Annotated in this window: 27 protein-coding genes; 16 read left to right on the top strand and 11 right to left on the bottom strand. The window is 39.6% G+C overall.

Annotation, left to right across the window (positions count from 1 at the left end; translation table 11 throughout):
- Positions 1–76: 76 nt before the first annotated feature.
- The 5 genes from QZ738_RS07670 to QZ738_RS07650 all read left to right on the top strand — a co-directional run bounded on the left by QZ738_RS07670 (position 77) and on the right by QZ738_RS07650 (position 3755).
- The gene (locus QZ738_RS07670) at positions 77–241 is read left to right on the top strand and encodes a Txe/YoeB family addiction module toxin (protein WP_293786332.1); all 165 of its coding nucleotides are present in this window, start codon (positions 77–79) and stop codon (positions 239–241) included.
- A gap of 16 nt (positions 242–257) precedes the next feature.
- Positions 258–1109, top strand: a complete 852-nt coding sequence (locus QZ738_RS07665) for a 4-hydroxy-3-methylbut-2-enyl diphosphate reductase (RefSeq protein ID WP_293786246.1) — start codon at positions 258–260, stop codon at positions 1107–1109.
- Between the two features lie 146 nt (positions 1110–1255).
- Positions 1256–1930, top strand: a complete 675-nt coding sequence (locus tag QZ738_RS07660; RefSeq protein ID WP_293786244.1) for a fatty acid desaturase — start codon at positions 1256–1258, stop codon at positions 1928–1930.
- A 289-nt stretch (positions 1931–2219) separates the two neighbouring features.
- Positions 2220–3230, top strand: a complete 1011-nt coding sequence (hemH, locus tag QZ738_RS07655) for a ferrochelatase (RefSeq protein ID WP_293786242.1) — start codon at positions 2220–2222, stop codon at positions 3228–3230.
- A 6-nt stretch (positions 3231–3236) separates the two neighbouring features.
- Positions 3237–3755 (top strand): gluconokinase, encoded by a 519-nt coding sequence (locus QZ738_RS07650; protein ID WP_293786240.1) that lies wholly within the window; start codon positions 3237–3239, stop codon positions 3753–3755.
- On the opposite strand, the gene QZ738_RS07645 is transcribed toward QZ738_RS07650, so the two are convergent.
- The gene (locus QZ738_RS07645) at positions 3721–4968 is read right to left on the bottom strand and encodes a glycosyltransferase N-terminal domain-containing protein (protein WP_293786238.1); all 1248 of its coding nucleotides are present in this window, start codon (positions 4966–4968) and stop codon (positions 3721–3723) included. The two genes, QZ738_RS07650 and QZ738_RS07645, sit on opposite strands and share 35 nt — an antisense overlap.
- 131 nt (positions 4969–5099) lie before the next feature.
- On the opposite strand from QZ738_RS07645, the gene QZ738_RS07640 reads away from it, so the two are divergent.
- The 5 genes from QZ738_RS07640 to QZ738_RS07620 are packed head-to-tail and all read left to right on the top strand — an operon-like array spanning position 5100 to position 9741.
- Complete coding sequence (locus QZ738_RS07640) at positions 5100–6410, top strand: UDP-glucose/GDP-mannose dehydrogenase family protein (RefSeq protein WP_293786236.1); 1311 nt, start codon at positions 5100–5102, stop codon at positions 6408–6410.
- A 1-nt stretch (position 6411) separates the two neighbouring features.
- Positions 6412–7401: a UDP-glucuronic acid decarboxylase family protein gene (locus tag QZ738_RS07635; protein WP_293786234.1), complete on the top strand. Its 990-nt coding sequence runs from the start codon at positions 6412–6414 to the stop codon at positions 7399–7401.
- Between the two features lies 1 nt (position 7402).
- Entirely contained in the window at positions 7403–8425 is a 1023-nt protein-coding gene (galE, locus tag QZ738_RS07630) for a UDP-glucose 4-epimerase GalE (RefSeq protein WP_293786232.1), read from the top strand.
- Complete coding sequence (locus QZ738_RS07625; protein ID WP_293786230.1) at positions 8426–8983, top strand: hypothetical protein; 558 nt, start codon at positions 8426–8428, stop codon at positions 8981–8983. It abuts the gene before it with no gap.
- A gap of 14 nt (positions 8984–8997) precedes the next feature.
- A complete protein-coding gene (locus tag QZ738_RS07620) occupies positions 8998–9741 on the top strand; it encodes a CpsB/CapC family capsule biosynthesis tyrosine phosphatase (RefSeq protein ID WP_293786228.1) in 744 nt (247 codons plus the stop codon).
- A 203-nt stretch (positions 9742–9944) separates the two neighbouring features.
- Here QZ738_RS07620 and QZ738_RS07615 read toward each other — a convergent pair whose 3' ends face one another.
- Both QZ738_RS07615 and QZ738_RS07610 read right to left on the bottom strand, forming a co-directional pair.
- Positions 9945–11174 carry an ABC transporter permease gene (locus tag QZ738_RS07615; RefSeq protein WP_293786226.1) on the bottom strand — a complete coding sequence of 410 codons (1230 nt, stop codon included), beginning with the start codon at positions 11172–11174 and terminating at the stop codon, positions 9945–9947.
- A gap of 157 nt (positions 11175–11331) precedes the next feature.
- On the bottom strand, positions 11332–11685 hold the full coding sequence (locus QZ738_RS07610) for an iron-sulfur cluster assembly accessory protein (protein WP_293786224.1): 354 nt from the start codon (positions 11683–11685) through the stop codon (positions 11332–11334).
- Between the two features lie 92 nt (positions 11686–11777).
- On the opposite strand from QZ738_RS07610, the gene QZ738_RS07605 reads away from it, so the two are divergent.
- The 3 genes from QZ738_RS07605 to dnaA all read left to right on the top strand — a co-directional run bounded on the left by QZ738_RS07605 (position 11778) and on the right by dnaA (position 16055).
- On the top strand, positions 11778–12308 hold the full coding sequence (locus tag QZ738_RS07605; RefSeq protein ID WP_293786222.1) for a hypothetical protein: 531 nt from the start codon (positions 11778–11780) through the stop codon (positions 12306–12308).
- Between the two features lie 229 nt (positions 12309–12537).
- The gene (locus QZ738_RS07600; RefSeq protein ID WP_293786220.1) at positions 12538–14085 is read left to right on the top strand and encodes a methylmalonyl-CoA mutase; all 1548 of its coding nucleotides are present in this window, start codon (positions 12538–12540) and stop codon (positions 14083–14085) included.
- A 539-nt stretch (positions 14086–14624) separates the two neighbouring features.
- Positions 14625–16055: a chromosomal replication initiator protein DnaA gene (gene dnaA / locus QZ738_RS07595; protein ID WP_293786218.1), complete on the top strand. Its 1431-nt coding sequence runs from the start codon at positions 14625–14627 to the stop codon at positions 16053–16055.
- A 109-nt stretch (positions 16056–16164) separates the two neighbouring features.
- On the opposite strand, the gene QZ738_RS07590 is transcribed toward dnaA, so the two are convergent.
- The 5 genes from QZ738_RS07590 to QZ738_RS07570 form a co-directional block, all read right to left on the bottom strand.
- A complete protein-coding gene (locus tag QZ738_RS07590) occupies positions 16165–16713 on the bottom strand; it encodes an NUDIX hydrolase (protein WP_293786215.1) in 549 nt (182 codons plus the stop codon).
- A 43-nt stretch (positions 16714–16756) separates the two neighbouring features.
- The gene (locus QZ738_RS07585) at positions 16757–17146 is read right to left on the bottom strand and encodes a hypothetical protein (protein WP_293786213.1); all 390 of its coding nucleotides are present in this window, start codon (positions 17144–17146) and stop codon (positions 16757–16759) included.
- A gap of 132 nt (positions 17147–17278) precedes the next feature.
- Positions 17279–18049, bottom strand: a complete 771-nt coding sequence (locus QZ738_RS07580) for a YgcG family protein (RefSeq protein ID WP_293786211.1) — start codon at positions 18047–18049, stop codon at positions 17279–17281.
- A gap of 3 nt (positions 18050–18052) precedes the next feature.
- Entirely contained in the window at positions 18053–18496 is a 444-nt protein-coding gene (locus tag QZ738_RS07575; RefSeq protein WP_293786209.1) for a TPM domain-containing protein, read from the bottom strand.
- Positions 18497–18581: 85 nt separating this feature from the next.
- Positions 18582–19163 carry a LemA family protein gene (locus QZ738_RS07570; RefSeq protein ID WP_205058518.1) on the bottom strand — a complete coding sequence of 194 codons (582 nt, stop codon included), beginning with the start codon at positions 19161–19163 and terminating at the stop codon, positions 18582–18584.
- Positions 19164–19769: 606 nt separating this feature from the next.
- Between QZ738_RS07570 and QZ738_RS07565 the strand changes: the two genes are divergently transcribed.
- From QZ738_RS07565 to QZ738_RS07555, 3 genes are read left to right on the top strand one after another with little or no spacing between them, the layout of a single operon-like run.
- Positions 19770–21311, top strand: a complete 1542-nt coding sequence (locus QZ738_RS07565) for an NAD(P)/FAD-dependent oxidoreductase (protein ID WP_293786206.1) — start codon at positions 19770–19772, stop codon at positions 21309–21311.
- Positions 21312–21344: 33 nt separating this feature from the next.
- Positions 21345–21812 (top strand): DinB family protein, encoded by a 468-nt coding sequence (locus QZ738_RS07560; protein WP_293786204.1) that lies wholly within the window; start codon positions 21345–21347, stop codon positions 21810–21812.
- Between the two features lie 51 nt (positions 21813–21863).
- Positions 21864–22223: a CoA-binding protein gene (locus QZ738_RS07555; RefSeq protein ID WP_293786202.1), complete on the top strand. Its 360-nt coding sequence runs from the start codon at positions 21864–21866 to the stop codon at positions 22221–22223.
- Here QZ738_RS07555 and QZ738_RS07550 read toward each other — a convergent pair.
- The 3 genes from QZ738_RS07550 to QZ738_RS07540 form a co-directional block, all read right to left on the bottom strand.
- Positions 22220–23326 carry an acyloxyacyl hydrolase gene (locus tag QZ738_RS07550; RefSeq protein ID WP_293786200.1) on the bottom strand — a complete coding sequence of 369 codons (1107 nt, stop codon included), beginning with the start codon at positions 23324–23326 and terminating at the stop codon, positions 22220–22222. The two genes, QZ738_RS07555 and QZ738_RS07550, sit on opposite strands and share 4 nt — an antisense overlap.
- Positions 23326–24291: a lipid A deacylase LpxR family protein gene (locus QZ738_RS07545; RefSeq protein WP_293786198.1), complete on the bottom strand. Its 966-nt coding sequence runs from the start codon at positions 24289–24291 to the stop codon at positions 23326–23328. The genes QZ738_RS07550 and QZ738_RS07545 overlap by 1 nt, the downstream gene beginning before the upstream one ends.
- Before the next feature lie 70 nt (positions 24292–24361).
- Positions 24362–24742 carry a hypothetical protein gene (locus QZ738_RS07540; RefSeq protein ID WP_293786196.1) on the bottom strand — a complete coding sequence of 127 codons (381 nt, stop codon included), beginning with the start codon at positions 24740–24742 and terminating at the stop codon, positions 24362–24364.
- Positions 24743–25040: the final 298 nt, after the last annotated feature.

The raw sequence follows: 25040 nt of genomic DNA, 5'->3' as shown, positions 1-25040 counted from the left end.
ACAATTGGCTGAAATCCTTAAATCAGGAGATAAAGCTTCCATTAAAAAACTTCAGCAAATTTTTATATAATTAAGTATTCATCCCTCATCAGGCGTAGGTAAACCTGAAAGGTTAAAATTTGAATATTCTGGTTATTGGTCAAGACAAATAAATAAAAAAGACAGATTAGTTTATAGAATTGATGAAGAGATTATTACTGTATTTGTAATTTCTGCAAAGGGACACTACCACGATAAATAACTATTCCGGAAAAAAAATGAGCAATTTAAACTTACAGGTCAACATCGATAAATCATCAGGCTTTTGCTTTGGTGTGGTATACGCCATAGAAATGGCCGAGGATATTCTGGATAATGAAGGTTATTTATATTGCCTTGGTGATATTGTACATAATGATGAGGAAGTGGAGCGGTTAACCAACCGCGGATTAAAAATCATCGATCACGAAGTTTTAAAAGACTTAAAGGACGAAAAAGTTTTAATCAGGGCCCATGGCGAGGCGCCATCAACCTATCAGCTGGCTTTAGAAAATAACCTCACATTAATCGACGCTTCATGCCCTGTTGTGCTAAAATTACAAAACAGGATTAAAAATTCGCATGATGACGATGAACAGGTACTTATTTTTGGTAAGCACGGCCATGCCGAGGTAATTGGATTACAAGGCCAGACAGACGGTAAAGCCATTGTTTTTCAGGATTTGGCCGAGTTAGATCACGTTGAGCTTCCGGCAAAATTTACATTATATAGCCAAACCACCAAAAGCACTGATAAATTCTATCATATTAAAGATGAATTACTGAGTCGTGGTTACGAAGTTAAGGCTAACGATACCATTTGCAGGCAAGTATCTAACCGATACGAAGAACTGGAAGATTTTGTTGGCGATTATGATAAAATTGTTTTCGTTTCCGGAAAGAAATCATCGAACGGAAAAGTGCTTTATGATGTTTGTAAAAAACATAACGATAATTCTTACTTCATTTCAAATGTTGAAGAGTTAGAGCAAGGCTGGTTTGCTGAAAATGATAAAGTAGGTATTTGCGGAGCCACTTCTACACCCATGTGGCTGATGGAAAATGTTAAGGCTGCTTTGGAGCAGTATTAGATTATAAGAAGATCTGAATAAGTATTAATATAGTAGGATCGTCGTTTCAACTGTAACGCATTGGAATAGAGAGATCTGCTTTGATAGATCTCTCGACTTCGTTGCACTTCGCTCGAGATGACGATCGCATATTTTGAGGTAAAAAATTGGAAAAAATAAACCCATACACCGGAATGCTGGTTGCGTTAACCGTAATTATCTGCTGGTTTATTGCTCTTTGTTTTTTATTAACATGGAATTTTGCCTGGACTAATCCTTTGGTTTACCTCATGATTTTCGTGCAGATGCATTTGTACACCGGTTTGTTTATTACCGCCCACGATGCCATGCATGGAACAATATCACCTAACCAAAAAGCAAATAATTTTATTGGCTATCTTTCTGTTTTTCTCTATGCAGGTTTTTTTTATAACCGTTTGTATGCGAAACATCACCAGCACCACCGTCATGTACATACTGAAAATGATCCGGATTTCGCCCCACACGGCTTTTGGAAATGGTATTTCCGTTTTATGTTAAATTACGTTACCATTATCCAATTGATCATTATGGCGGTAGCTTATAATGTTTTAAAAATCTGGATTGCTGAAAAAAATCTGTTATTATTTTGGGTACTGCCGTCTTTGTTAAGCACTTTTCAATTGTTTTATTTTGGAACCTATTTACCCCATAAAGGTGAGCACAATAATGAATATCACTCTTCAACCTTACAAAAAAACCATTTTGTAGCCTTTATTTCCTGTTATTTTTTTGGTTATCATTTAGAACACCACCAAAAGCCAGGTATGCCCTGGTGGCAGCTGTATAAAACGAAAGGGTAATAATTCACTAATCGTATTGGAAAGATGTTGCCATCTTGCATTAATTTAACCCATTTTCTGCTATTTTATTTGTTATTCCTGTCAGATTGTAAAATCTGACAGCACATCTCTTTTCCAACAGTAAGATGGTAACATCTAATAGAATTAGAGATTCAAAGATTTTGGCTGATAGTATTTAAAAATATGAAATAATAATTTTGACTTAAAAATGTCGGCAATCATATTTTTAGCTTAGTGAAAAGACAATAAAAAGGCGATATTTGCCTCCACAAAACATATTTCTTAATAAATGAGCAAAAAGGGGATTTTACTGGTAAATTTAGGAACACCTGATAGTCCGGCGACGGGCGATGTAAGAAAATACTTGGATCAATTTCTGATGGATGAACGGGTAATCGATATTCCCAAACTGAACAGAACATTATTAGTTAAAGGTATTATCGTTCCTTTTCGTAGTCCTAAAACGGCAAAGTTATATAAAGAAATCTGGGATGAAAATGGCTCTCCACTATTATTTTACAGCAGATTGCAGGCTAAAATGCTTCAGGAGAAATTAGGCAACGATTACCATGTTGAATTGGCTATGCGTTACCAAAGCCCGTCTATTGCATCGGCACTGGCCAATCTAAAAGCAGGTTTGGTAGAAAGTATACAGGTAATACCCATGTTCCCGCAATATGCTTCTGCCAGTACCGGTTCGGTAATGCAACTGGTAATGGAGTTGGTGAGCAAATGGCCAACAGTGCCACCCATCTCATTCATTAATTCATTCCACGATAATGAATTAATGATCAAAGTTTTTGCCGAAAATGCCAGGAAGCACCACATAGACAGTTATGATCATGTGTTGTTCAGCTTTCATGGCTTGCCTGAACGTCAACTTTTAAAATGCGATCATACCGGAAGTTATTGTTTAAAAAGTGCAGATTGTTGCCAAACATTAAATGATACCAATAAATTCTGCTATTCTGCGCAGGGACATGATACCGCCAGGTTAATTGCTAAAGAATTAAACCTGTCAAAAGACCAATATACCGTTTGTTTCCAATCGCGCTTAGGTAAGGAGCCATGGGTACAGCCTTATACCACCGATGTGTTAAAGAAATTGGCTGCCGAAGGCAAAAAACGTCTTTTGGTTTTTAGTCCGGCTTTTGTTGCTGATTGTTTAGAAACGCTTTACGAAATTACTGTAGAATACCACGAAGAATTTAAGGCTTTGGGGGGCGAACATGTTCAGTTGGTAGAAAGTTTAAATGATAGTCCCGTATTTATTGAGGCTTTGGCCGGAATGATAAAATAATTAAAGATGGGAAGTTTTATTATCTTAATGGGCGTTTCGGGAAGTGGTAAAACGGTAATTGGAAAAGCCTTGGCCCCAAAATTAAATGCAGAATTTATTGATGGCGACAACCTGCATTCGCAAAGGAATGTAGATAAAATGGCAGCGGGAATTCCGTTAACAGATGCCGACCGATTGGATTGGCTGCAGTTGATTGCCAAAGTTGGCCGAGAACATGCTGCTCATGAAACCAACTGTATCATTGCTTGTTCTGCACTTAAAAAATCTTACCGCGATTTGTTGAGAGTGGATAATGCATCTATGCATTTTATATATTTAAAAGGGAGTTTCGATCTGATTCACGATCGTATTACGAAGCGTTCGCATCAATATATGCCTTCCAGCTTATTGCAAAGCCAGTTTGAAACCCTGGAAGAACCACAGGCTGATGAACCGGATGTATTGACCGTTTCAATCGATCAAAGTATCCCCGAAATTGTTAAAGAGATTGTTAAGGCTGATTTAATTTCATCATTACCGAAATAATCTGGTCGGTTGCCCCTTTTTTATTGTCCACGTATTTTCTGGCTGTATCGGCTGCCTGTTGGTGGTTTGCAAAGGCATTGAAGGCATCCATCAGTTCTTCGGTTGAGGCTATACTTTTGGCTGCACCAATGGCAATAAGATCCTTAGCTTCCTGAAACTTATCGTATTTAGGTCCGAAAATTACCGGTAATCCAAATGCCGCAGCTTCTAATGTATTGTGGATACCTGTTCCAAAACCACCACCAATATAAGCCAGTTTTCCATACTGATATAAAGCGGAAAGCATGCCAATGTTATCGATGATTAAGATTTTGGAGTTTAGATTTGAGATTTGAGCACTGTTAACTTCCAACTGAGAACTGAGAACTGAAAACCGTATACTGTCCACTGGAAACTGTTTTTCAATGCTTTCTATGTGGCCTTCGTGGATCTCGTGCGGTGCGATGATAAATTTCCAGTTAGGGTATTGCTGAGGCAAAGCCGATAATATTTTTTCATCTTCGGGCCAGGTACTTCCGCAAACTATAGTTGGGGCGCTACCAATAAAGCTTTCAACAATACTAAGCTGTTTAGGCGATTGCGCATTTTCATAAACACGGTCGAAACGCGTATCGCCAGTTACGCTTACCTGATGTAATCCGATTGATTTTAAAAGATCTTCACTTTCTTTATTTTGTACAAAAAAGTAAGTAACCGACTTTAAAATATTACGGTAAAAGCCGCCATACCATTTAAAAAATGCCTGACTTTCTCTAAAAATTCCAGAAATCACATACAAAGGAATGCCCTGGTCTTTTAATTCCTTAAAATAGAAATGCCAAAATTCATACTTGGTAAAAATTACCATTTCAGGGTTAATACCTGTTATAAAACGTTTGGCATTAGCAGCGGTATCAATCGGAAGATAAAATACATCTGCCAGGGCATAATTTTTTCTGATTTCATATCCCGAAGGGGAGAAAAAGGTAACTACAATTTTTTTTGAAGGATAAAGGGCTTTTAATTTTTCTAAAACCGGCCGGCCTTGTTCAAATTCGCCTAACGACGCAAAATGAAACCATACATGTTTTTCAGCAGAATCAATTTTCCGGGCAATTGAGGTAAAGATATTTTTGCGTCCCTTGATAAACAATTTAGCCTTAGGATTAAATAATGAAAATATCCTGATGAGCAAAGTGTAGGCCTGGATTCCGATGATGTAAAGTAATTTCATATCTTCGTGCCAAGATAAAACGAATATATTTAAAAAGCTTAAAAATATAGGGAAACCTACAATTTTAACTAACATTCAATTGAATAAATAAACTTGTAGGTAGTTTATAGCTGATAAAAATAAATTAACAGATGAAGATAGCCGTTATTGGTACCGGATATGTAGGTTTAGTTACCGGAACCTGTTTAGCAGAAACAGGAAATGATGTAATATGTGTCGATATTAATGAAGCAAAAGTAAAACAGATGCAGGCTGGCGAAGTGCCGATCTACGAACCTGGTTTAGATCTTTTGTTCCATAGAAATATCGAACAGGAAAGATTAACCTTTACTACCAATCTTGCTGATGCGGTAAAAGAAGCGCAGATTATTTTTATGGCATTGCCAACGCCTCCGGGGGGTGATGGTGCGGCCGATCTTTCTTATATTTTAGGTGCTGCGAAAGACATTTCCAAACTGATCACCGAATATAAGGTAATCGTAAATAAGTCAACGGTTCCGGTAGGCACTGCCGATAAGGTAAAAGCTGTGTTTGCCGAAAATACTTCAATTGAGGTAGATGTGGTTTCGAACCCTGAGTTTTTAAGGGAAGGCGTAGCGGTTGATGACTTTATGAAACCCGACCGTGTGGTGCTGGGTACCAAAAGCGAAAAGGCTAAAAAACTGATGGCAGAATTATATGGGCCTTACGTACGTCAGGGTAATCCTATTCTTTTTATGGATGAACGTTCTTCTGAACTGACCAAGTATGCGGCCAATTCTTTTCTCGCTACGAAGATCACTTTCATGAACGAGATTGCAAACCTTTGCGAACGGGTAGGTGCTGATGTAGATGCAGTAAGAAGAGGAATAGGTTCTGACGATCGTATTGGTAAACGGTTCCTTTTTCCGGGGGTTGGTTACGGTGGCTCATGTTTCCCTAAAGATGTTCAGGCTTTGGTAAAATCATCTGATGATTATGCCTACGATTTCCAAATCCTTAAATCGGTGATGGAAGTTAACGAAAGGCAAAAGACAGTTCTTGTGAATAAGGTATTAAAATACTATAAAGGTGATATAAAAGGCAAACATTTTGCCCTTTGGGGCCTGGCTTTTAAGCCGGAAACCGATGATATCAGAGAGGCACCCGCCTTATACATGATTGATGAGCTGGTTAAGAATGGTGCTACTGTTTCTGTATTTGATCCGGAGGCAATGGCGAATGTTAAAAACGTTATTGGCGATAAGGTAAGCTACGCCAAAAACCAATACGAAGCTCTGGAAGGTGCTGATGCATTATTGATTGCAACAGAATGGTCGGTTTTTCGTAATCCCGATTTTGATAAAATAGATGGCATTCTTAAAAATAAAATTGTTTTTGATGGCCGGAATTTATACGATCTTCAAAAAATGATCGATCTAGGCTATTATTATAACAGCATTGGTAGAAAATTGATAGATTAAAATGGGGCAGAAAAAAATATTGATTACAGGTGCCGCCGGATTTTTAGGTTCGCACCTTTGCGACCGTTTTGTAAAGGAAGGTTACCATGTTATTGGAATGGACAACCTGATTACAGGGGATATGGCCAATATAGAACACCTGTTCAAATTAGAAAATTTTGAATTTTATAACCACGACGTTTCTAAATTTGTTCATATTCCAGGCAAACTTGATTATATCTTGCATTTCGCGTCACCAGCCAGCCCGATCGATTATCTTAAAATACCGATCCAGACCCTTAAGGTAGGTTCGTTGGGTACGCATAATCTTTTGGGTTTGGCGCGCAATAAAAATGCAAGGATGCTGATTGCATCAACTTCAGAAGTATATGGTGATCCGAATGTTAATCCGCAGCCCGAAGAATATTGGGGAAATGTAAACCCGGTAGGGCCACGGGGCGTTTACGATGAGGCCAAGCGCTTTCAGGAAGCGATTACTATGGCTTATCATACTTTTCACGGTGTAGAAACCCGGATTGTCAGGATTTTTAATACCTATGGACCGAGAATGCGTCTAAACGATGGCCGGGTTTTACCTGCTTTTATCGGGCAGGCATTAAGGGGTGAAGATTTAACTGTTTTTGGTGATGGAAGTCAAACACGCTCTTTCTGTTATGTAGATGATCTGATTGAAGGTATTTACCGTCTATTGATGAGCAACTATGCCCAACCGGTTAATATTGGTAATCCCGATGAAATTACCATTAAACAGTTCTGTGAGGAAATTATCAAACTTACAGGCACCACCCAAAAAATTGTTTACAAGGAACTTCCACAGGATGACCCGAAACAGCGCAGGCCAGATATCACCAAAGCAAGAGAGCTATTAGGTTGGGAGCCAAAAATAGGCCGGGCCGAAGGATTAAAAATTACATACGAATACTTTAAGTCATTGCCTCCGGAGGCTTTGGCAAAAATTGATCATAAAGACTTTACCACATTCAACCGTTAAAATGGCAAAAATATTAGTAACCGGCGGAACAGGATACATTGGTTCGCACACCGCAGTAGAATTACACAACGCAGGGTATGAAGTTATCATCATTGATAACCTTTCCAACTCGAATATCAAAATTTTAACCCAGCTGCATGCCATTACCGGCAAATGGTTCGATTTTCATGAAATTGATCTCCGGGATGAAAAAGCGGTGCAGGAATTTGCAGATAATAATACCGATATTGATGGAATTATTCATTTTGCAGCTTCTAAAGCGGTAGGAGAATCAGTAGAGCAACCGTTAAAATATTATAAAAACAACTTTTACGGATTGATTAACCTACTTACCTCATTTAACAGGAAAATTAATTTTGTGTTTTCTTCATCATGTACGGTTTATGGCCAGCCCGAAACTTTGCCCGTAACCGAAGCCGCACCTGTGCAGAAAGCAGAATCTCCTTACGGAAATACCAAACAGATTGCTGAAGAAATTTTGGCAGAAACTGCTGCGGTAACTCCTGATTTAAATGTAATCGCGTTACGTTATTTTAATCCGGTTGGTGCGCATGAAACTGCTTTAATCGGCGAATTGCCAAATGGCGTGCCCGCAAACCTGGTTCCTTTCATTACCCAATCGGCTATTGGCAAACGTGGTCCAATTACAGTTTATGGCAATGATTATGATACGCCGGATGGTTCAGCTATCCGCGATTATATCCACGTGGTTGATCTTGCAAAAGCGCACGTTGCGGCCATAAAAAAATTAGAAGATGGAAACCCGAACGGCAATTATGATGTTTTCAATATCGGTACAGGTAAAGGATCGTCGGTTTTAGAGATTATTGCGGCTTTTGAAAAGGTAAACGGCGAAAAATTGGACTATAAAATAGGACCTAGAAGAGCTGGAGATGTAGTGAAGGTATACGGCGATGTACAAAAATCGAATAACGAACTGGGTTGGAAGGCCGAACTTGATATCAATGAAATGATGCGCTCGGCTTGGGAATGGGAAAAATATATTAAGGCTAATCCTTTTTAAATGAAGTTATCAGAGCACAAAGACTTAAAAACTGCCATTACCGGACTGCCTGTTAAAGAAAAAGACAAGCTGTTATTGCGTTTGGTAGCAAAAGATAAAGTGCTTACTGAACACCTTCATTATAAATTGTTAGAGGATGAAACCGATCTGGAAGATCGGAAAGAAAGGATTAAAGCTGATGTAGCTGAGCAGATTTCACTTCTCAAACAGCTAAATGCCAAAGAAGCTTTGGTAAAGGTAAGGAAGATGATTACTTCTGTGAATCATTTTTACAAAGTAACCAAAGATCCCGTTGGAGAAGTGGAACTAAAGCTGTATATTCTGAATATCATCCCCTTAGATTATAAAAAATCAATTTTTGGTTACCGTGATTTTATGATGCTTTTTAGTGTTTATTACATTAAAACGGTCACGGTAACCATCAATAAATTTAAAAAACTTCACGAAGATCTGCAGTTTGATTTAAGTGGAAGCGTGAATCAGCTGCTTGACAAAATATATTCCTCGAAATTGGCTGGTGCAGCAGAAGCCGAAAATTTGCCACCAGAGATTAGTTAAGGCCATAACCTATCATGATGTTCGGATTATTTAAAAAGAAAAAAAAAATAGTGCCCGAATTGAATTTTTCCGGTATTAAGACCGACATGCATTCCCATATTATCCCTGGGATTGATGATGGTGCAAAAGATCTTAAAGATGCATTGCTGCTCGCTAAAAAGTTTAAAGCCTTAGGTTATCAGAAATTGATTGCCACGCCGCATATCATGGCCGATTATTTCCGTAATACACCAGCTACCATTAACCGCGGATTGGATTTGTTGAGAAAAGGTTTGGAAGAACATGGTATTGGTTTAGTTGTTGAGGCTGCCGCTGAATATTACCTGGATGAAACGTTGGAAAAAAAAGTGAGGCAGAAAGAGGTGCTAACCTTTGGAGAACACTACCTTTTGTTCGAACTCTCTTACATCAATCCGCCTCAAAACCTTATTGATTTTATAAAAATAATGCAAGATGCCGGTTACAAACCCGTTTTGGCTCATCCCGAAAGATATTCGTACTATCATTATAATTTCGAAAACTATCATCAGATCAGAGAAACAGGCTGTCTGTTCCAGTTAAATGCTATTGCACTAACAGGTTATTACGGAACGGGAGCGAAAAAAGCCGCAGAAAGCATGGTCGATAAACATCTGATCGATTTTTTGGGTAGCGATATGCATCATTTAAAACATGCAGTAGCACTCGAAAACAGCCTCAGCACTCCCTCAATGCAACAGCTGCTTACACAACATCAGTTGAATAACACTTTGCTTTAAGGTTTTATTTGGCATTCATATATTTGCTTTTCATCCTGCTAACGTGGTTTCGTCATCCTGAAACTGTTTCACGAAACTGTAGCAGGATAAACTTTTTATGACCACTTATACATTTTTATTTGTCCTTAGCTAAGTCATAAATAGCCAACCATCAACAAAGAACTATTGCCTTTTAAATTTGAACAGGTAAGTTACTGATCAGATTATTCATACCTTAATGCTTCTACAGGATCCAATCTGGAAGCTTTTTTTGCAGGATAATAACCAGACAGTATACCTACAAATACGCACAGTACAAAGCCGCCAAAAATAAACAACCATGGAATTAAGAATGAACCGCCCATAGCCAGCGAAATCAGGTTTCCTAAAACGATTCCAAGGAAAATACCGAATATACCACCCATTAAACAAATTACGACAGCCTCAATTAAAAACTGGCGACGAATTACTTTGGGATTGGCACCAATAGCTTTACGGATACCAATTTCGCGGGTACGTTCGGTAACCGAAACCAGCATGATATTCATTAAACCTATGGAGGCTCCAATTAAAGTGATAATACCGATTGCCACGCCGCCAATAGCCACAAAGGCCAGGTTTTCAAACAGTGTTTGCGCTATGGCATCGCTTTTGGTTATCTCGAAATTATTGGATTCGTTAACCTTTACTTTGCGGATATTTCTGAATAGGGCAGTAGATTCGCCAATAATGTTTTCCTGCATATCATTATTGGGTACCATTACGGTAATGGTATACGATGGATTGGCGTTGGCATTAATCTGCTTTGCTTTTAACAGCGGTACATAAACGGCCCTGTCTCCACTGAAGCCCATACTAGATCCTTTTTTCTCCAGTATCCCAACAATTTTAAACCGGTTATTGCCCACATTGATGAGCTTATCCAGAGGATCTGAATCTTTGAACAGTTTTTCCACAACTTCGCCACCAACAATACAAACATTACTCCCCAGCTGTATTTCAGAAATGCTAAAATTTCTTCCCTGTGAGAGGTTTAAACCCTGAGCGGCTAAACCATTTTCATCAATTCCCTGAACGTTAATATTGGGATTGGTTTTTAAACTGCCGTATTTTATAGTAGAACCACCACTGGCAAAAACACTTACTGCAACAGTAGCAGGGGTGTTCAGGCTATCTTTAAACTTAACAGCATCTTCGTAACGGATGGCTTTAAAAGGTTTAGGCCTTTTCCCGTTTCCAATCCTGATCCCCGTACCACGGTTCCGGATGGTAAATGAGTTGGCCCCCATACTACTGAAAGCATCTGTCATGCTTTTCTTTACAGCATCCAGCGTGGTTAAAATCCCCACCAAAGCCATTAAACCAATGGCAATAATTAAGGCGGTAAGCATAGTACGCAAGCGGTTCGCTTTAATGGATTCTAATGCCAGTCGGATGTTTTCTCTGTAATTCATTTATTGTAAGTGCCAATTCAAGTATTGAGTATCAAGTATGAAGATGGGATTAACCTTCTACCCTATACCTTTTGCCTTAAGCCTTTATGTGTAAAAATAAAAAAAGTCCCGATGTTTAGACAAGGGGACTGCACGATATGTTACAATAATATTTTATTTACGCAGAGAAACTCGTACCGCAGCCGCACGTACTGGTTGCATTAGGGTTAATGAAGGTAAAGCCACGCGAATTTAGGCCGTCCTGCCAATCGATCATCATACCCATTAAGTACATCTGGTGTGCTTTGTTCATGAAAACTTTAATGCCATCGATCAAAAATTCCTGATCGCCATCTTTTTTCTGATCAAAACCTAAAACGTAATTCATGCCGGCACAGCCACCACCTTCTACGCCAACGCGCAATCCATAATCATCGCCAATTTCCTGCTGATCTTTTAATTTATATAACTCTTTGGCTGCCCCTTCAGAAAAACTAACTGGTGCAAATGCTGTATCAACTGTTGTGCTCATGTTATTTAAATTTTATCTGTTACAAATATAAATAATAATGTACATTTTTGCTTTTAACGTTCAGTTAATATTACTGTACTTAAACAATACTTATGAATACAACACAGATTTTAGTTGATGTAATAATCTTATTTGCAGGAGTTTTCATGGCGTTGATGGCCGTTTATTATATTTTAAGGAACGATATCCAACGTTTCTTTAACTTAAAAACCATCGAGCTTAATAAAGAAAGCCGGGCGCATATTTTACCCCTTCGCTTACAGGCTCATGAGCGTTTAATGATATTTGTTGACCGCATTAACCCCGCCAATTTGTTGGTTCGCCTGCACCAGCAAGGGATTGCCATCAATACTTTACAAGCTGCTATTTTAAATGAGGTCCGTTCGGAATATCAGCATAACATTACCCAACAGTTGTACATAGATAGTGTAACATGGGGAGTAGTGCGAAAGTTAAAAGAAGATACCATTGCCATGGTAAACAACGCAGTACAAGGTTTAGCAGCTGATGCAAATGGAATTGAACTCAGCAAAGCCATTTTGCAGCATATGGCCGGTATAGAGGAAAATCCATATGATTTAACAATTGAATTAATTAAGAAAGACATTCACAGGCTTTTTTAGGGTTAACTGTATTAATAGGGGGTAACTGGTTAATTGTTAAATTGGTTAACCAAAGTCCGATCATAGGTAATTCTACAGTTAACCAATTAACCGGTTTAAACGATTAACCTCAATACTAAGGTAACCGATTAACCAGTTTCAGCAATTAACTAAATAAGCTATGAACTATCAACTATTGGCTATGAACCAATAAATGCCTAATGAACCACTGAATTAATAAACTAACCAAATGAGTGAAAAAAAGCACACCACCACATCTGGTATCGAAATCAAAGCATTGTATACCGAAGCTAAGCCGATGGAAGAACGGCCCGGAGAATTTCCTTTTACCAGGGGAATTCAGAAGGATATGTACCGTGGACGCTTGTGGACGATGCGGCAGTATGCCGGTTTTTCGACAGCTGAAGAATCAAACAAACGTTATCATTATTTATTGGCTCAGGGCACAACTGGTTTGTCTGTTGCTTTTGATCTTCCGACTCAAATTGGTTACGACTCTGATCATGAAATGGCTGATGGAGAAGTAGGTAAAGTTGGTGTAGCTATCGATTCGCTAAAGGATATCGAAATTCTATTTGATGGTATCGGATTGAAAGACATTACAACCTCGATGACGATCAATGCAACGGCTTCGATTTTATTGGCCATGTATATTGCGCTGGCCAAAAAACAAGGTGCAGATTTAAAACAGATTTCGGGTACGATACAGAATGATATTCTAAAAGAGTATGCCGCAAGAGGTACATATATCTATCCACCCAAGCCATCAATGCGTTTAATTACGGATATTTTTGAGTTTTGCAGTAAAGAATTACCGAAATGGAATACTATTTCCATTTCTGGTTACCATATTCGTGAAGCCGGATCTACCGCGGTACAAGAACTGGCTTTTACGTTGGCTAATGGCAAAACTTATCTAAAAGCGGCCTTAGATAAAGGTTTGGATATTAATGTTTTTGCAAAACGTTTGTCATTCTTCTTCAATTGCCATAACAATTTCTTTGAAGAAATAGCCAAGTTTAGGGCTGCAAGGCGGATGTGGGCGAAAATTACCAGGGATTTAGGTGCTACGGATGAAAAGGCGCAAATGTTGAGGTTTCATACCCAAACCGGAGGTTCGACATTAACTGCGCAACAACCCTTAAACAATGTGATCAGGGTAAGTAACCAGGCTATGGCTGCAATTTTAGGCGGAACCCAGTCCTTACATACCAACGGCTACGACGAAGCACTTTCGCTTCCAACAGAATCGGCAGCTAAAATTGCGCTACGTACCCAGCAGATTATTGCCTTTGAAAGCGGAGTTACCGATACGGTAGATCCATTGGCGGGATCGTTCTTTGTAGAAAGCTTAACCGATGATGTAGAGGCTGCAGCCTGGGCTTATATCGATCGGATAGACGCTATGGGGGGATCAGTTAATGCCATTGAAAGCGACTATATGCAAAATGAAATTGCCGGCGCCGCTTATCAATATCAAAAAGAAATCGAAAACGGCGAAAGAATTTCGGTAGGGGTAAATAAATTTACACAAAAAGAGGAGGGGCTAACCGAGGTATTTAATATAGATGATTCGATCCGTAAGCTGCAAGCTGAAAAGCTGGATCATTTAAAATCAACCCGCGATCAGGTTGCGGTTGAACAGTCGCTAAAGCAATTACGTGAAGCAGCCAAAGGCAATACCAACCTGATGCCTTTGATTATAGATGCCGTTGAAAAATATGCTACACTTGGCGAAATTGCAAATGTATTCAGAGATGTTTTTGGTGTTTACTAATTAACCGTAACCGCTTGTTCCTGTATTTTATTACCGGTGGAACCCGACAGGCGTTCGGCTTTTATGAGTAGCCGGTAAAGGATCCGCAATCTTGTTGCTTATTTCAAAATCTTACCCTAAACTGTCAAAAAAATCATACAATAATCTATTCCAATAAAATATTTCAAACGGTTTTTTTAAAGTAAAATCAATTTATGAAAGTTATGGCTTTGATTTCCAGTTTATTTGATATTTAAGAGTGCTAAAACGGTTAAGCCGAATCTAAAATGGCGCAGATTTTGCTTTTCCAGCAGCGATTCGAAATGATGAACAGATATTGATCATAGATCGCATTTAATGTGGATAACCGGTGTTAATAAATAGTTATCAACATAAAAAATTGAGGTTAAGTAGGCTAGGCTATTCCTTATCAGTAGGTTACGATTTATTTGAAATTTTTGTTTAAAATGTTGATAATTTTCTCAATATTCGTAGTCCCTAAACGGACCATCCCTTTAATTCGAATAGGTACTGTAAACCAATAAATTATAGAAATCGCAATGGAAAAAACTTGTACAGAAGTATGGAAGAACTGTCTTCAAATTATTAAGGATAATATTCCGGGCCAAAGTTTTAAAACTTGGTTCGAGCCAATAACGGCTCTTAAATTGGAAGGCAAGGTTTTAACCATACAGGTGCCAAGTTTGTTCTTTTACGAATGGCTTGAAGAACATTATGTGGGCTTGCTGCGCAAGACTGTAAAAAAACAACTTGGAGAGGATGGCAGGTTGGAATATAACATCGTTGTAGATAAATCATCAAACAGCGGTAATCCTTATACTACCAATATGCCCTCAAATGGAAACGGAGCGGAGGCAAAGGTACAATCGATGCCGATTCCGGTTTCCATCAATAAGGATATTAAAAATCCATTTATTATCCCTGGATTAAAAAAATTAAATGTTGATCCACAATTAAACGCTAACTACACTTTCGAAAATTATATCGAGGGAGATTGCAACCGCCTTGCACGTTCTGCAGGTTACGCTGTAGCGGCTAAACCAGGGGGAACATCTTTTAATCCTTTAATGATTTACGGTGGAGTTGGTTTGGGTAAAACACACCTGGCGCAGGCAATCGGTAATGAGATTAAACGCAGCATGCCAGATAAATTGGTAATCTACGTAAGTTGTGAGAAATTCTGTCAGCAGTTTGTAGATTCCTTAAAAAACAACACCATCAACGATTTCGTTAACTTTTACCAGGCAATGGATGTCATCATCATGGATGATGTACACAACTTCGCGGGCAAAGAAAAAACACAGGATATTTTCTTCCACATTTTTAATCACTTGCATCAATCGGGCAAACAGGTAATTTTAACATCTGATAAAGCACCAAAAGATTTAGCTGGCTTGGAAGAGCGTTTATTGAGTCGCTTTAAATGGGGTTTGTCTGCAGATTTACAGGTGCCTGATTTGGAAACACGCATCGCTATTTTAAGGAAAAAGATGTATGCAGATGGTATTGAGTTACCAGGTGAGGTGGTAGAATATGTAGCACATAACATTGATAATAATGTGCGTGAGCTGGAAGGTGCTATGGTATCACTTTTAGCACAGGCCACTTTGAATAAAAAGGAAATCGATTTAGCCCTGGCGAAGCAAATGTTGAAGAACTTTATCAAAAATACCTCAAAAGAAATTTCGATGGAATATATCCAGAAATTGGTTTGTGAATATTTTGAAGTTCCTGTTGATATGGTGAAATCGCAAACACGTAAACGCGAAATTGTTCAGGCCCGTCAGATTTCGATGTACCTTTCAAAGAGTCATACTAAATCATCACTAAAAACAATCGGTGCTTTCTTCGGCGGCCGCGATCACAGTACCGTAATTTATGCTTGCCAAACGGTAGAAGACTTAATCGATACGGATAAGAAGTTTAAAGCTTACGTACACGATATCCAAAAGAAATTAAAAATGAGCTAGCCGTTACAGGCTTATTGCTTCATAAAAAAGCAGCCAGATGTTTAAAATCTGGCTGCTTTTTTTACCTGTAATTTTTGAGATGGGAATAAGGGGCCTATCTCAGATTTTATCAAGCTTTGGCTAGTTCTTCGAGTCCGTAAAACAAAGCTGCAACATGTAAAGCCTGAGCAATTTTATTTTCCATAAGCAGTTGCTTTACCTCATTAACCGTATATTCTTCAACATTTAAAATTTCATGTTCATCTAAATGCTGTTCATGGGTTTTGATACCACCTGTTAAGAAATAAGTGAAGGTTCTGTTGTTTGAGGTTGCCGGATTGGGATAAAGTTCTGCAATAAGTTTGCAGGTTTTAAAACTGTAGCCGGTTTCTTCCAAAAGCTCACGTTTAACGGCAAATTCCGGGGCTTCATCCCCATCAATCACACCGCCCGGAACTTCAAGTGAAACAATATCGGCAGCATGGCGGTACTGGCGCACCATAATTATTTTCCCTTCTTCCGTTAATGCAACAGCATTTACCCAGTTTGGATACTCTAAAACATAATAATCATCTTTTACCACGCCATCCGGAAGTTTTACTTCGTCAACGCGCAAGGTGGCCCACTGTTCGCGTACTAAATATTTAGAGGCAAGTTTCTGCCACTTCTCTATAATCATTTATTTATGTTGTTTATTTTGTTTGGCGCCACGCGCTTAGCGCTCAGCGCAGGTATTGTTGTATTGTTTTCTGTCGGTGCAGGTTCACCAAATGTACGATCTTATGCTCATCAGACAAGTATTGATACACTAAATTAAGTTTTGGCGCAATGATCTGATTACGCTCCTGGCTTACCCCTAACTCGTAGTATAAAAATTCGCTTAACGAGTCGAGTTTTTCCGGGGGGAGATTACCTTCAGCGAGCCAATTTTCAAAAACAGAGAAGTCTTCGTTTTCAAGAATTTCTTTTGGCAGTTGAAAGCCGCCGGCCATAGTTTCATCAAAAAGTTGATTGGCCTCTGCCAACTTACCTTCTAATTTGAGCCCCATAATGCGGGCCAAAACCTGGGCCAGTTTCTGTATTTCAGCTGTAATTAAATCTCTTCTGTACATTAGGGTTGTAATGTTTAATTGTTGCAAAGTTATAACGTTGTGGAACTTTCAAACTGTAAAAAAGTTCCAACTTATGGACTATGGACTATGGACTTGGACTATGGACTATGGACTATGGACTATGAACTACTGCTACCAGCTTCCACTACTACCGCCCCCGCCAAAACTGCCGCCGCCAAAACCACCAAATCCGCCACCGCCTCCGCCAGATGAACCACCTCCCCAGCCACCGCTGCTTCGGCCACCGCCGCTTCCAAACAGCATCGCCCAAAATAGTGCGTTAGACGCTCCTCGTCCGCCAATTACCTCGCTTCCGCCTCCGCCACCTTTGCGTATGATGATGATGATCACAATTACAATAATAATAATGATGACGATGCTACCTGAACCACCTTTTTTAGAAGAAGCTTTCGGATTATCATTTTTATATTCGCCTCTGGTATATTTGATAATGGATGTGGTCGCTTCATCCAGACCTGCATAATAGTTCCCAGCTCTAAAATTGGGTTTAATATCGTTATCAATAATACGCTTGGCATAAATGTCAGGTAAAGCACCTTCCAGACCATAACCGGTTTGAATGGAGATTTTACGGTCGCCCACGGCCACTACGATCATAATGCCATTGTTTTTGCCACTTTGCCCAACACCCCATTTTCTGCCGAGTTCTACAGCATATTCATTAATATCATAATCGCCAATGGACTTTAAAATAGCAACGGCAATCTGAGTAGATGACGAATCGTTAAAGGTTACCAGTTTATTTTCGAGTGCCTGTTTCTGATCTGATGATAAGACATTAGCATAATCGTTGACCAAAGTATTGGGCTTTTCCGGGAAATCCTGCGCAAAAGCAAAGGCGAATAATAAACTGAATAATGATAAAAGGAATATTTTCTTCATCTCTTATTTGTTCTCTAGCTTGTCCATAAAAACAATATCGTTCGGCAATTCATTAATATCGCCTTTTTGCGGAGGAAAAAACAAAGCTAACTTTTCTCCAGCCAATGCTATACCTGCAATAATGCCATCGGCCAAATTGCCTTTTGCAAAATGCGCTGTCATGGCAATTTTTGTGGTTTCCCAGAAGTTATCAGGTACCACTTGATGGATACCAATATCACCGATAATGGCAAATTTATGGTCGGCATGTGCCAGATAGATCAGCACACCATTTCTTTGCGCAGTTTTATCCATATCCAGCTTAGCAAAATACTCGGTGGCTTTTTCATACGGATCACCTGCACAATGTTTATCAATGGCAATTCTGATTTCTCCGGAGGTTGCTCTTTCTGCATCGGAGATTGCATTTGCTATTCTTTCTTGTTCAATATCTGAAAATAACGACATGTACTTATTTTTATATGAAGTAAAAAGGGTAATAAATGTTTAGCTGATAAACATTCACTACCCCTTTTCTGTTGTGTTGGGAATATTAAAATTCTACTTTAGGTGCATCCTTAGCAGAAGCATCAGCCTCAAAATATCCTTTAGGTTTAAATCCGAACATTCCAGCTGTTAAATTAGTAGGGAAAGACCTGATTTTGCCATTATATTCTTGCACCGCATCGTTAAAATCTTTACGGGCAACTGTAATCCTGTTTTCTGTACTTTCTAATTGTGCTGATAAATCGCTGAATTGTTGCGTAGCTCTTAATTCAGGGTAATTTTCGGTAATGGATAATAATTTACCCAAAGCTTGGCTCAATTCTCCTTGTGCAGCCTGGAATTTTTTGATGTTTTCTGGTGATAAATCATCTGTATTCACGGTCATTTGTGTCGCTTTTGCACGTGCTTCAGTCACCGCGGTCAGCGTACCCTGCTCAAATTTCGCCGCGCCTTTTACGGTAGCTACCAGGTTCGGAATCAAATCTGCTCTTCTTTGGTATTGGGTTTGCACCGTTCCCCATTTCGATTTAACGTTTTCATCCAATTTCACCATACTGTTATAACCGCACGAACTTAAAGTGCTTACTGCAATAACTGCAGCTAAAAATCCAAATATTAATCTTTTCATTTTTATGATTTTGTCTTTTTAATAGAATTGATTGATCAATTTACGAATTAGATATCAAATTGCATGCCTTTGTTACACTTTCGGTATTTATCTGACAGGTTGACAAGCGCCACAGGAATTTAGTAAGTTGAAATTTGCGATATTCTGATGGCAATTGAATAATAAATCGGCGCATATCAAAGCTGGTTTTTTGTTTTGGAGCTCAAGGTCTTTCGCTTTTTTTTAATGTTCGTTCCCGCTCATCCGCTTTATCCCCATAGAAACCTGTGAAATAAGCAAGCACACCAAAGTATAACACAAACCGGTGCTTAAAATCGGGATGCCTGCTCAGATCGGGGCTAAAAACTTTGGGGTGTGCACAGAAAACCGGCATAGTAGCAGAAAAACAACCTAATTAAACCCGATCCAACGGATGCCCCCGGCCTTCACCGGGGCAGAAGGTAGAGCGGGGAGAAACCGACCTATGGAATGTTGAAACTGCTTTTTAAAAAAAGAAAAATTAAGCATTCGGCAGCAAATAAATTTCGGGGTGTATTCTGGAAATCAACAAATATTCTTTCCAGATGATTATCTTTGTAACCGTTCAGGATAAAAACCTGACTGGTTATGCAAAAAGACATCGAAATTACTTTGCTCCCTAATCAGGTTGAGCAGGCTGAAGTTATTAAACAAAAACTTGCCGATGGGTTAAAACTTTCCGAAACGAGGATAAAAGGCTACGAAATTCTGAAAAGATCGATCGATGCCCGTTCCAGGAAGGTTATTTTCCGTTTACAGGTAAGAGTTTTTGTTGATCAAGAAGCTGTTCCCGAAGTTTATAATATTAACTATCCCAATGTGAGCGATGCCAAACCTGTAATTATTATCGGCGCTGGTCCGGCGGGTTTGTTTGCGGCCCTGCAATGCATAGAAAATGGACTAAAACCCATTATTATCGAAAGAGGTAAAGATGTTAAACAGCGAAGGAGAGATCTGGCAGCCATAAATAAACAAGGTTTGGTGAATACCGAATCTAATTATTGTTATGGCGAAGGTGGTGCCGGAACCTATTCTGACGGTAAGCTATATACACGCTCTAACAAACGGGGCGACATCAATAAAGTACTTCAGATTTTTGTAAATCACGGCGCTGAGGCCGATATTGCTATCGATGCCCGTCCACATATCGGCACCAACAAACTTCCCCATATCATCACTTCGATAAAAGATACCATCCTGAATGCGGGAGGTGAAGTGATGTTCGATAGCCGGATGACAGATATTTTAGTCGAATTTGGAAAGGTAAAAGGTATTGAGATAAATTTTGAGGAAAAGTTGTGGGCAGATGACATCATCCTGGCGACAGGTCATTCTGCAAGGGATGTGTACGAATTATTGAACAGTAAAAATATCTTAATTGAGGCAAAACCGTTTGCTTTAGGTGTACGGATTGAACATCCTCAGTCCATTATTGATTCGGCGCAGTACCATTGCGATATCCGCTCTGAATTTTTACCACCAGCTTATTACAGTTTAGTTGAGCAGGTTGGTGCACGTGGGGTATTTTCTTTTTGTATGTGTCCCGGGGGTATCATTGCGCCTTGTTCCACTGGTGAGAATGAGATTGTAGTTAACGGCTGGTCGCCATCCAAACGGAATAACCCTTATGCCAATTCCGGAACAGTAGTGCAGGTTACGTTAAATGATGTTCAAGGTTATGATCCGCTAAGAATGTTACATTTTCAATCGGAAATTGAAAAAATGGCTTTTGAGGCCGGCGGTGGTAATTTGGTGGCTCCTGCACAGCGAATGGTTGATTTTGTGAACAATAAATTATCGATCGATTTACCAAAAAACTCCTATCTGCCTGGTACAAAGAGTTCCATGCTCGATAATATTCTGCCCCATTTCGTGTCAGATAGCCTGCGTGCGGCATTGCCGTTGTTTGGAAAAAAAATTAAAGGTTATTATACCAACGAAGCCATTTTGGTAGGGGTAGAGAGCAGAACTTCCTCGCCGGTCAGGATTCCGAGAGATAAAGAGACTTACCAGCATCCTCAGGTAAAAGGTTTATATCCTTGTGCGGAAGGAGCAGGTTATGCCGGTGGAATTGTCTCGGCAGCAATCGATGGAATTAACTGTGCAAATGCAATATTGAACGCATCTTGACAAACTTTATAGCATGCCAATTGTTACTTTGGCATGTTTAGTATTACGAACGAAATAAAAAAAGCCTTTAACGGAGATGCCTGGCATGGTAACCATGTGATGCAAACGCTTAATAACGTTAATCCAGAAGGCGCATTCAGTCATTTTGTTCCCGGTGCGCATTCTATTGCAGAAATAGCCTTGCATTTAACCGCGTGGACAGAAGAAGTTTCTTCCAGGTTGATCGGTAAACCAGCTGCTGAGCCCGAAAGGGGTGATTGGCCAGAACCTGAAGAACGGACAGCCCAGGCATGGGAACGCATTATTTTTGATTTTAAGATTGCGAACGAAGAACTGATCCGCCTATGCGAAAGCTTAAAAGACAACCAGTGGGACGAGGAAGTAAAAAATGAACGTAATCCGGCGCTAGGCACCGGGGTAACCAATGCGGAGCTTTTAAGTGGTTTGGCACAGCACCACGCCTATCACTCCGGCCAGATCGCATTGTTATCCAAATTTTAAACGGTGTTACCATCATCTGTGTAATCCTTAAATCTGTGTAATCAAACTCAAATGAAAAAGACTTTAATTATAGGCGCATCGCCAGATCCATCCAGGTATGCATACAAGGCAGCCCATATGCTCAGGCGTTTCAATCATGACATTGTTAATGTTGGCATCAAGAAGGGAGAAGTAGCAGGTGTTGAAATTGAAAAGCCCGGAGAAATCCATCAGGATATAGATACCATTACTTTATATATTGGTCCTGCTCTGCAGCCGCAATACCACGATTATATTCTGGCTACAAAACCAAAAAGAGTCATCTTCAATCCCGGAACCGAAAATTACGAACTGGAGAAATTACTGGATCTGCATGATATTGAACCGGTTGAGGCCTGTACTTTAGTGTTGCTCAGTACCGGGCAATATTAAAACCGGTATACGATCCCCCAGTTTACGTAATCAGCCTGGGCAAAGTGCATATAGGTTTTGGCCTGTAAACCCAAATGTGGGGTGATATTAAAAGTCGGTCCAAATGTCCAGTACCAGTTTGCTTTTTCCATCAATCGGTTATAGTGGATGTATTTCCCGATCTGAGCCGCAACCGTTACCCGCCATAAATTGATGTCAGCACCGATACTAAGGCCTGTGCGCCATCTGTCATACGAAGTACCGTAGTTTTGGAATGTATCATTAAATTTATCCGGATCGAAGGTGGTATAATAATAAACTGCATCGGCCCCTGCCTTAAGCGACATGACATCATTCAGGTAAAAATTGTAACCCGCATAAATCCCGCTTTTGTATAAGCTTTTCGCTCTATTGCCAAATACGCCCCTCGCGCCCAAACCGGCACTAAGCTCAATTGAATTCCGCTGTAAAGTAGTGTAATTACTCTTTTGCGCAGTAGTTAAGGTTTTTGGATTATTGAGTTTAAGCCCGATGTAGATATTCCCTGTATTTAATCCACCATTGGGAACAGTAGCTCCTCCGTTAGACACATGTAGAAAACCGAAACCAGCCAATAGACCAGTATATCTTCCGATTGGCAGTTCCATGCCTAAATCTGCTTTAATGATTTCGTTAACCGGACTTCCCAAAAACCTGTTTTTGGTATTATTATAGTAATACTTGTTAGTGTAACCCAGCCCAACGCCAGGCGTAAAATTAAATTTGGCTTTTCCGATTTTAAACAACTGGAAATCCATCTGGGCCACTAAGCCATATACTTGTCCGAATGCATTGGCCGAAGTATCTTTTGTGCCTTTCAGTTTGCTTAAATCCCTAAAAACAAAACCGATCCCATAAGACTGAGCGCCGCTGAATCCGATCCATTTATCACTGTTCTGGCTGATGTCTTTAAAATAAGCCGCATCAAATCCTGTAATCTGGTCCTGAAACAAATGTCCCTGGTCGTTATTGACATGTGTGCCAAATATGGGTTTAAGAATGATAGAATGATTTTCAGGAGCAATTTGAGCCTTTGTTAATGAGCAGCCTATAACAACGAAAATAAAAATGAGTAATTTCTTCATTAGTTTTTACTAAAACGGTAAGCAAGACTATAATAGGCATAACGATAGCCGGTGGCACTGTTTTTAACTTCGTTTGAAGTAAAGGTAGCGGTATAATTGGCTGTCCAGCGTGCAATGGCGAAGGTTAAACCTACCTGCGTGGTAAAAACCATTGGCTTCGGCTTAAAGGTAATCGGTCCCTTATCATTCAGGAGCAGACCGCCTTGTAGGCTGGAGTCATAAGCTATAGCGTGTAATTGTGGTGCCACCGAAAGGAAAAGTTCATATTTACGTTTAGCATTATTTTGATGATTGTTGCTTACCAGGCTATTAAATGCAGCTGAACCATCCATTTCATTAAATTTCCCAAATCTGAGTAAAGCGCCAATATTTGCTTTGGTTATTACATTGCCCACCGCTGCTGATGTAGTTCCGGTAACATCAAAGATTTCGTTAGGGGTAGCCAACAGACGCTTGTTGTATGCTATGCCCAGATTTAAAGTGGGTTCGCTATTTAATCCATATTCCCAGCCGGCAATTTGATTTTGGCCAACCAGTTTATGGTAAGTTTTCTGGAATTCTTCTCCAAGGGCATCCTTACCAGTAAGGCCAACCTGTGCCGAAACCTTTAAAAGCTGTTTGTTTTGGTAAAACCTGCTGTAATTGGCCTCACCATAAAGATAGGCGGTAAAAGGCCGGTCGTGCAGGGCAGGGTTAGGAGCGTAGCTATAATAAGGATTGTATATTTTCTGACCGAGTTCAAAACCAATAACCTCTTTACTACGGCCGTTCTTCAGGTTCTCACCATTTAAAGCATGCCTGTATTGAATAAAAAAACCATTGGTGTAATATTTATCGCTCGTAATATCAATGTAGGCATCATTCTCAGTAATCACTACGAGCTCATTTTTGTAATGCTGAGCCTGGCCAAGCTTTGCGATAAAGATAAAGAGCAAAGGTAAGTATGTTTTAAGCGTAATTTTCATTGATAATAAGGCTGGTTTATTAAGCGGTAAAAGTATTAATTATTGTTTAATATCCCGATAGTTGTATCAGTCACTTATTTAATGCTTTTTTTAGCAAAGCAGTTGTTGTGCCGCTATATAAGGATATCCCCGCTATCCGCTCCAAATCCTCGCTCTGCTCCAGGTTTTCCACTGCTGTCGCCTGCCTGCTGGAGTTTGGGTGGCGGTTGTCTTCCGAAGTATCAAAGGATTTAGCGTAGGGGAACTTCGGAAGTTTAACGGCTTTCTCCGGCCGGTCGGTCATCCTGGGCGTAGTCGACGGATCTTTTCGCCAGCCCTTCCAACGGACATTATCATTTCCTGCAGCCGTCCAGAACGGCAATAAACAGGCAGAACGCCTAATTGTTTTGTTTCGGATTAAAATTTTTCCCGTTGAAAACCATAGGGTTACGTAGAAACCTCCATTAATCATTTCAAAACCTTTGCGGTTGAATATATTTTTTCTACTTTTGCATCCCGCTCCGGAGGAGAGGGCAATAAACTGAAAAGGTGCGTGAGCGATAGGGGAAGCGGGATTTATTTTAAAATAAATATTGCGGGATAGAAAAAGATTGCTACCTTTGCAGCCCGGTTCGGAAGAAACGGGAAGCTGAAAAAAGCAGCATATTGAAATAAGAGGATGCAGAAAAAGAAGAAAGAAAAATAAAATTTATTTTATTTGGAAGTTAGGAAAAGATGCTTACCTTTGCAACCCCAACGGAAACGAAGGG

The sequence above is a fragment of the uncultured Pedobacter sp. genome (assembly GCF_913776295.1).
Lineage (GTDB): Bacteria > Bacteroidota > Bacteroidia > Sphingobacteriales > Sphingobacteriaceae > Pedobacter.
This window is presented reverse-complemented; position numbering and strand designations above follow the sequence as displayed.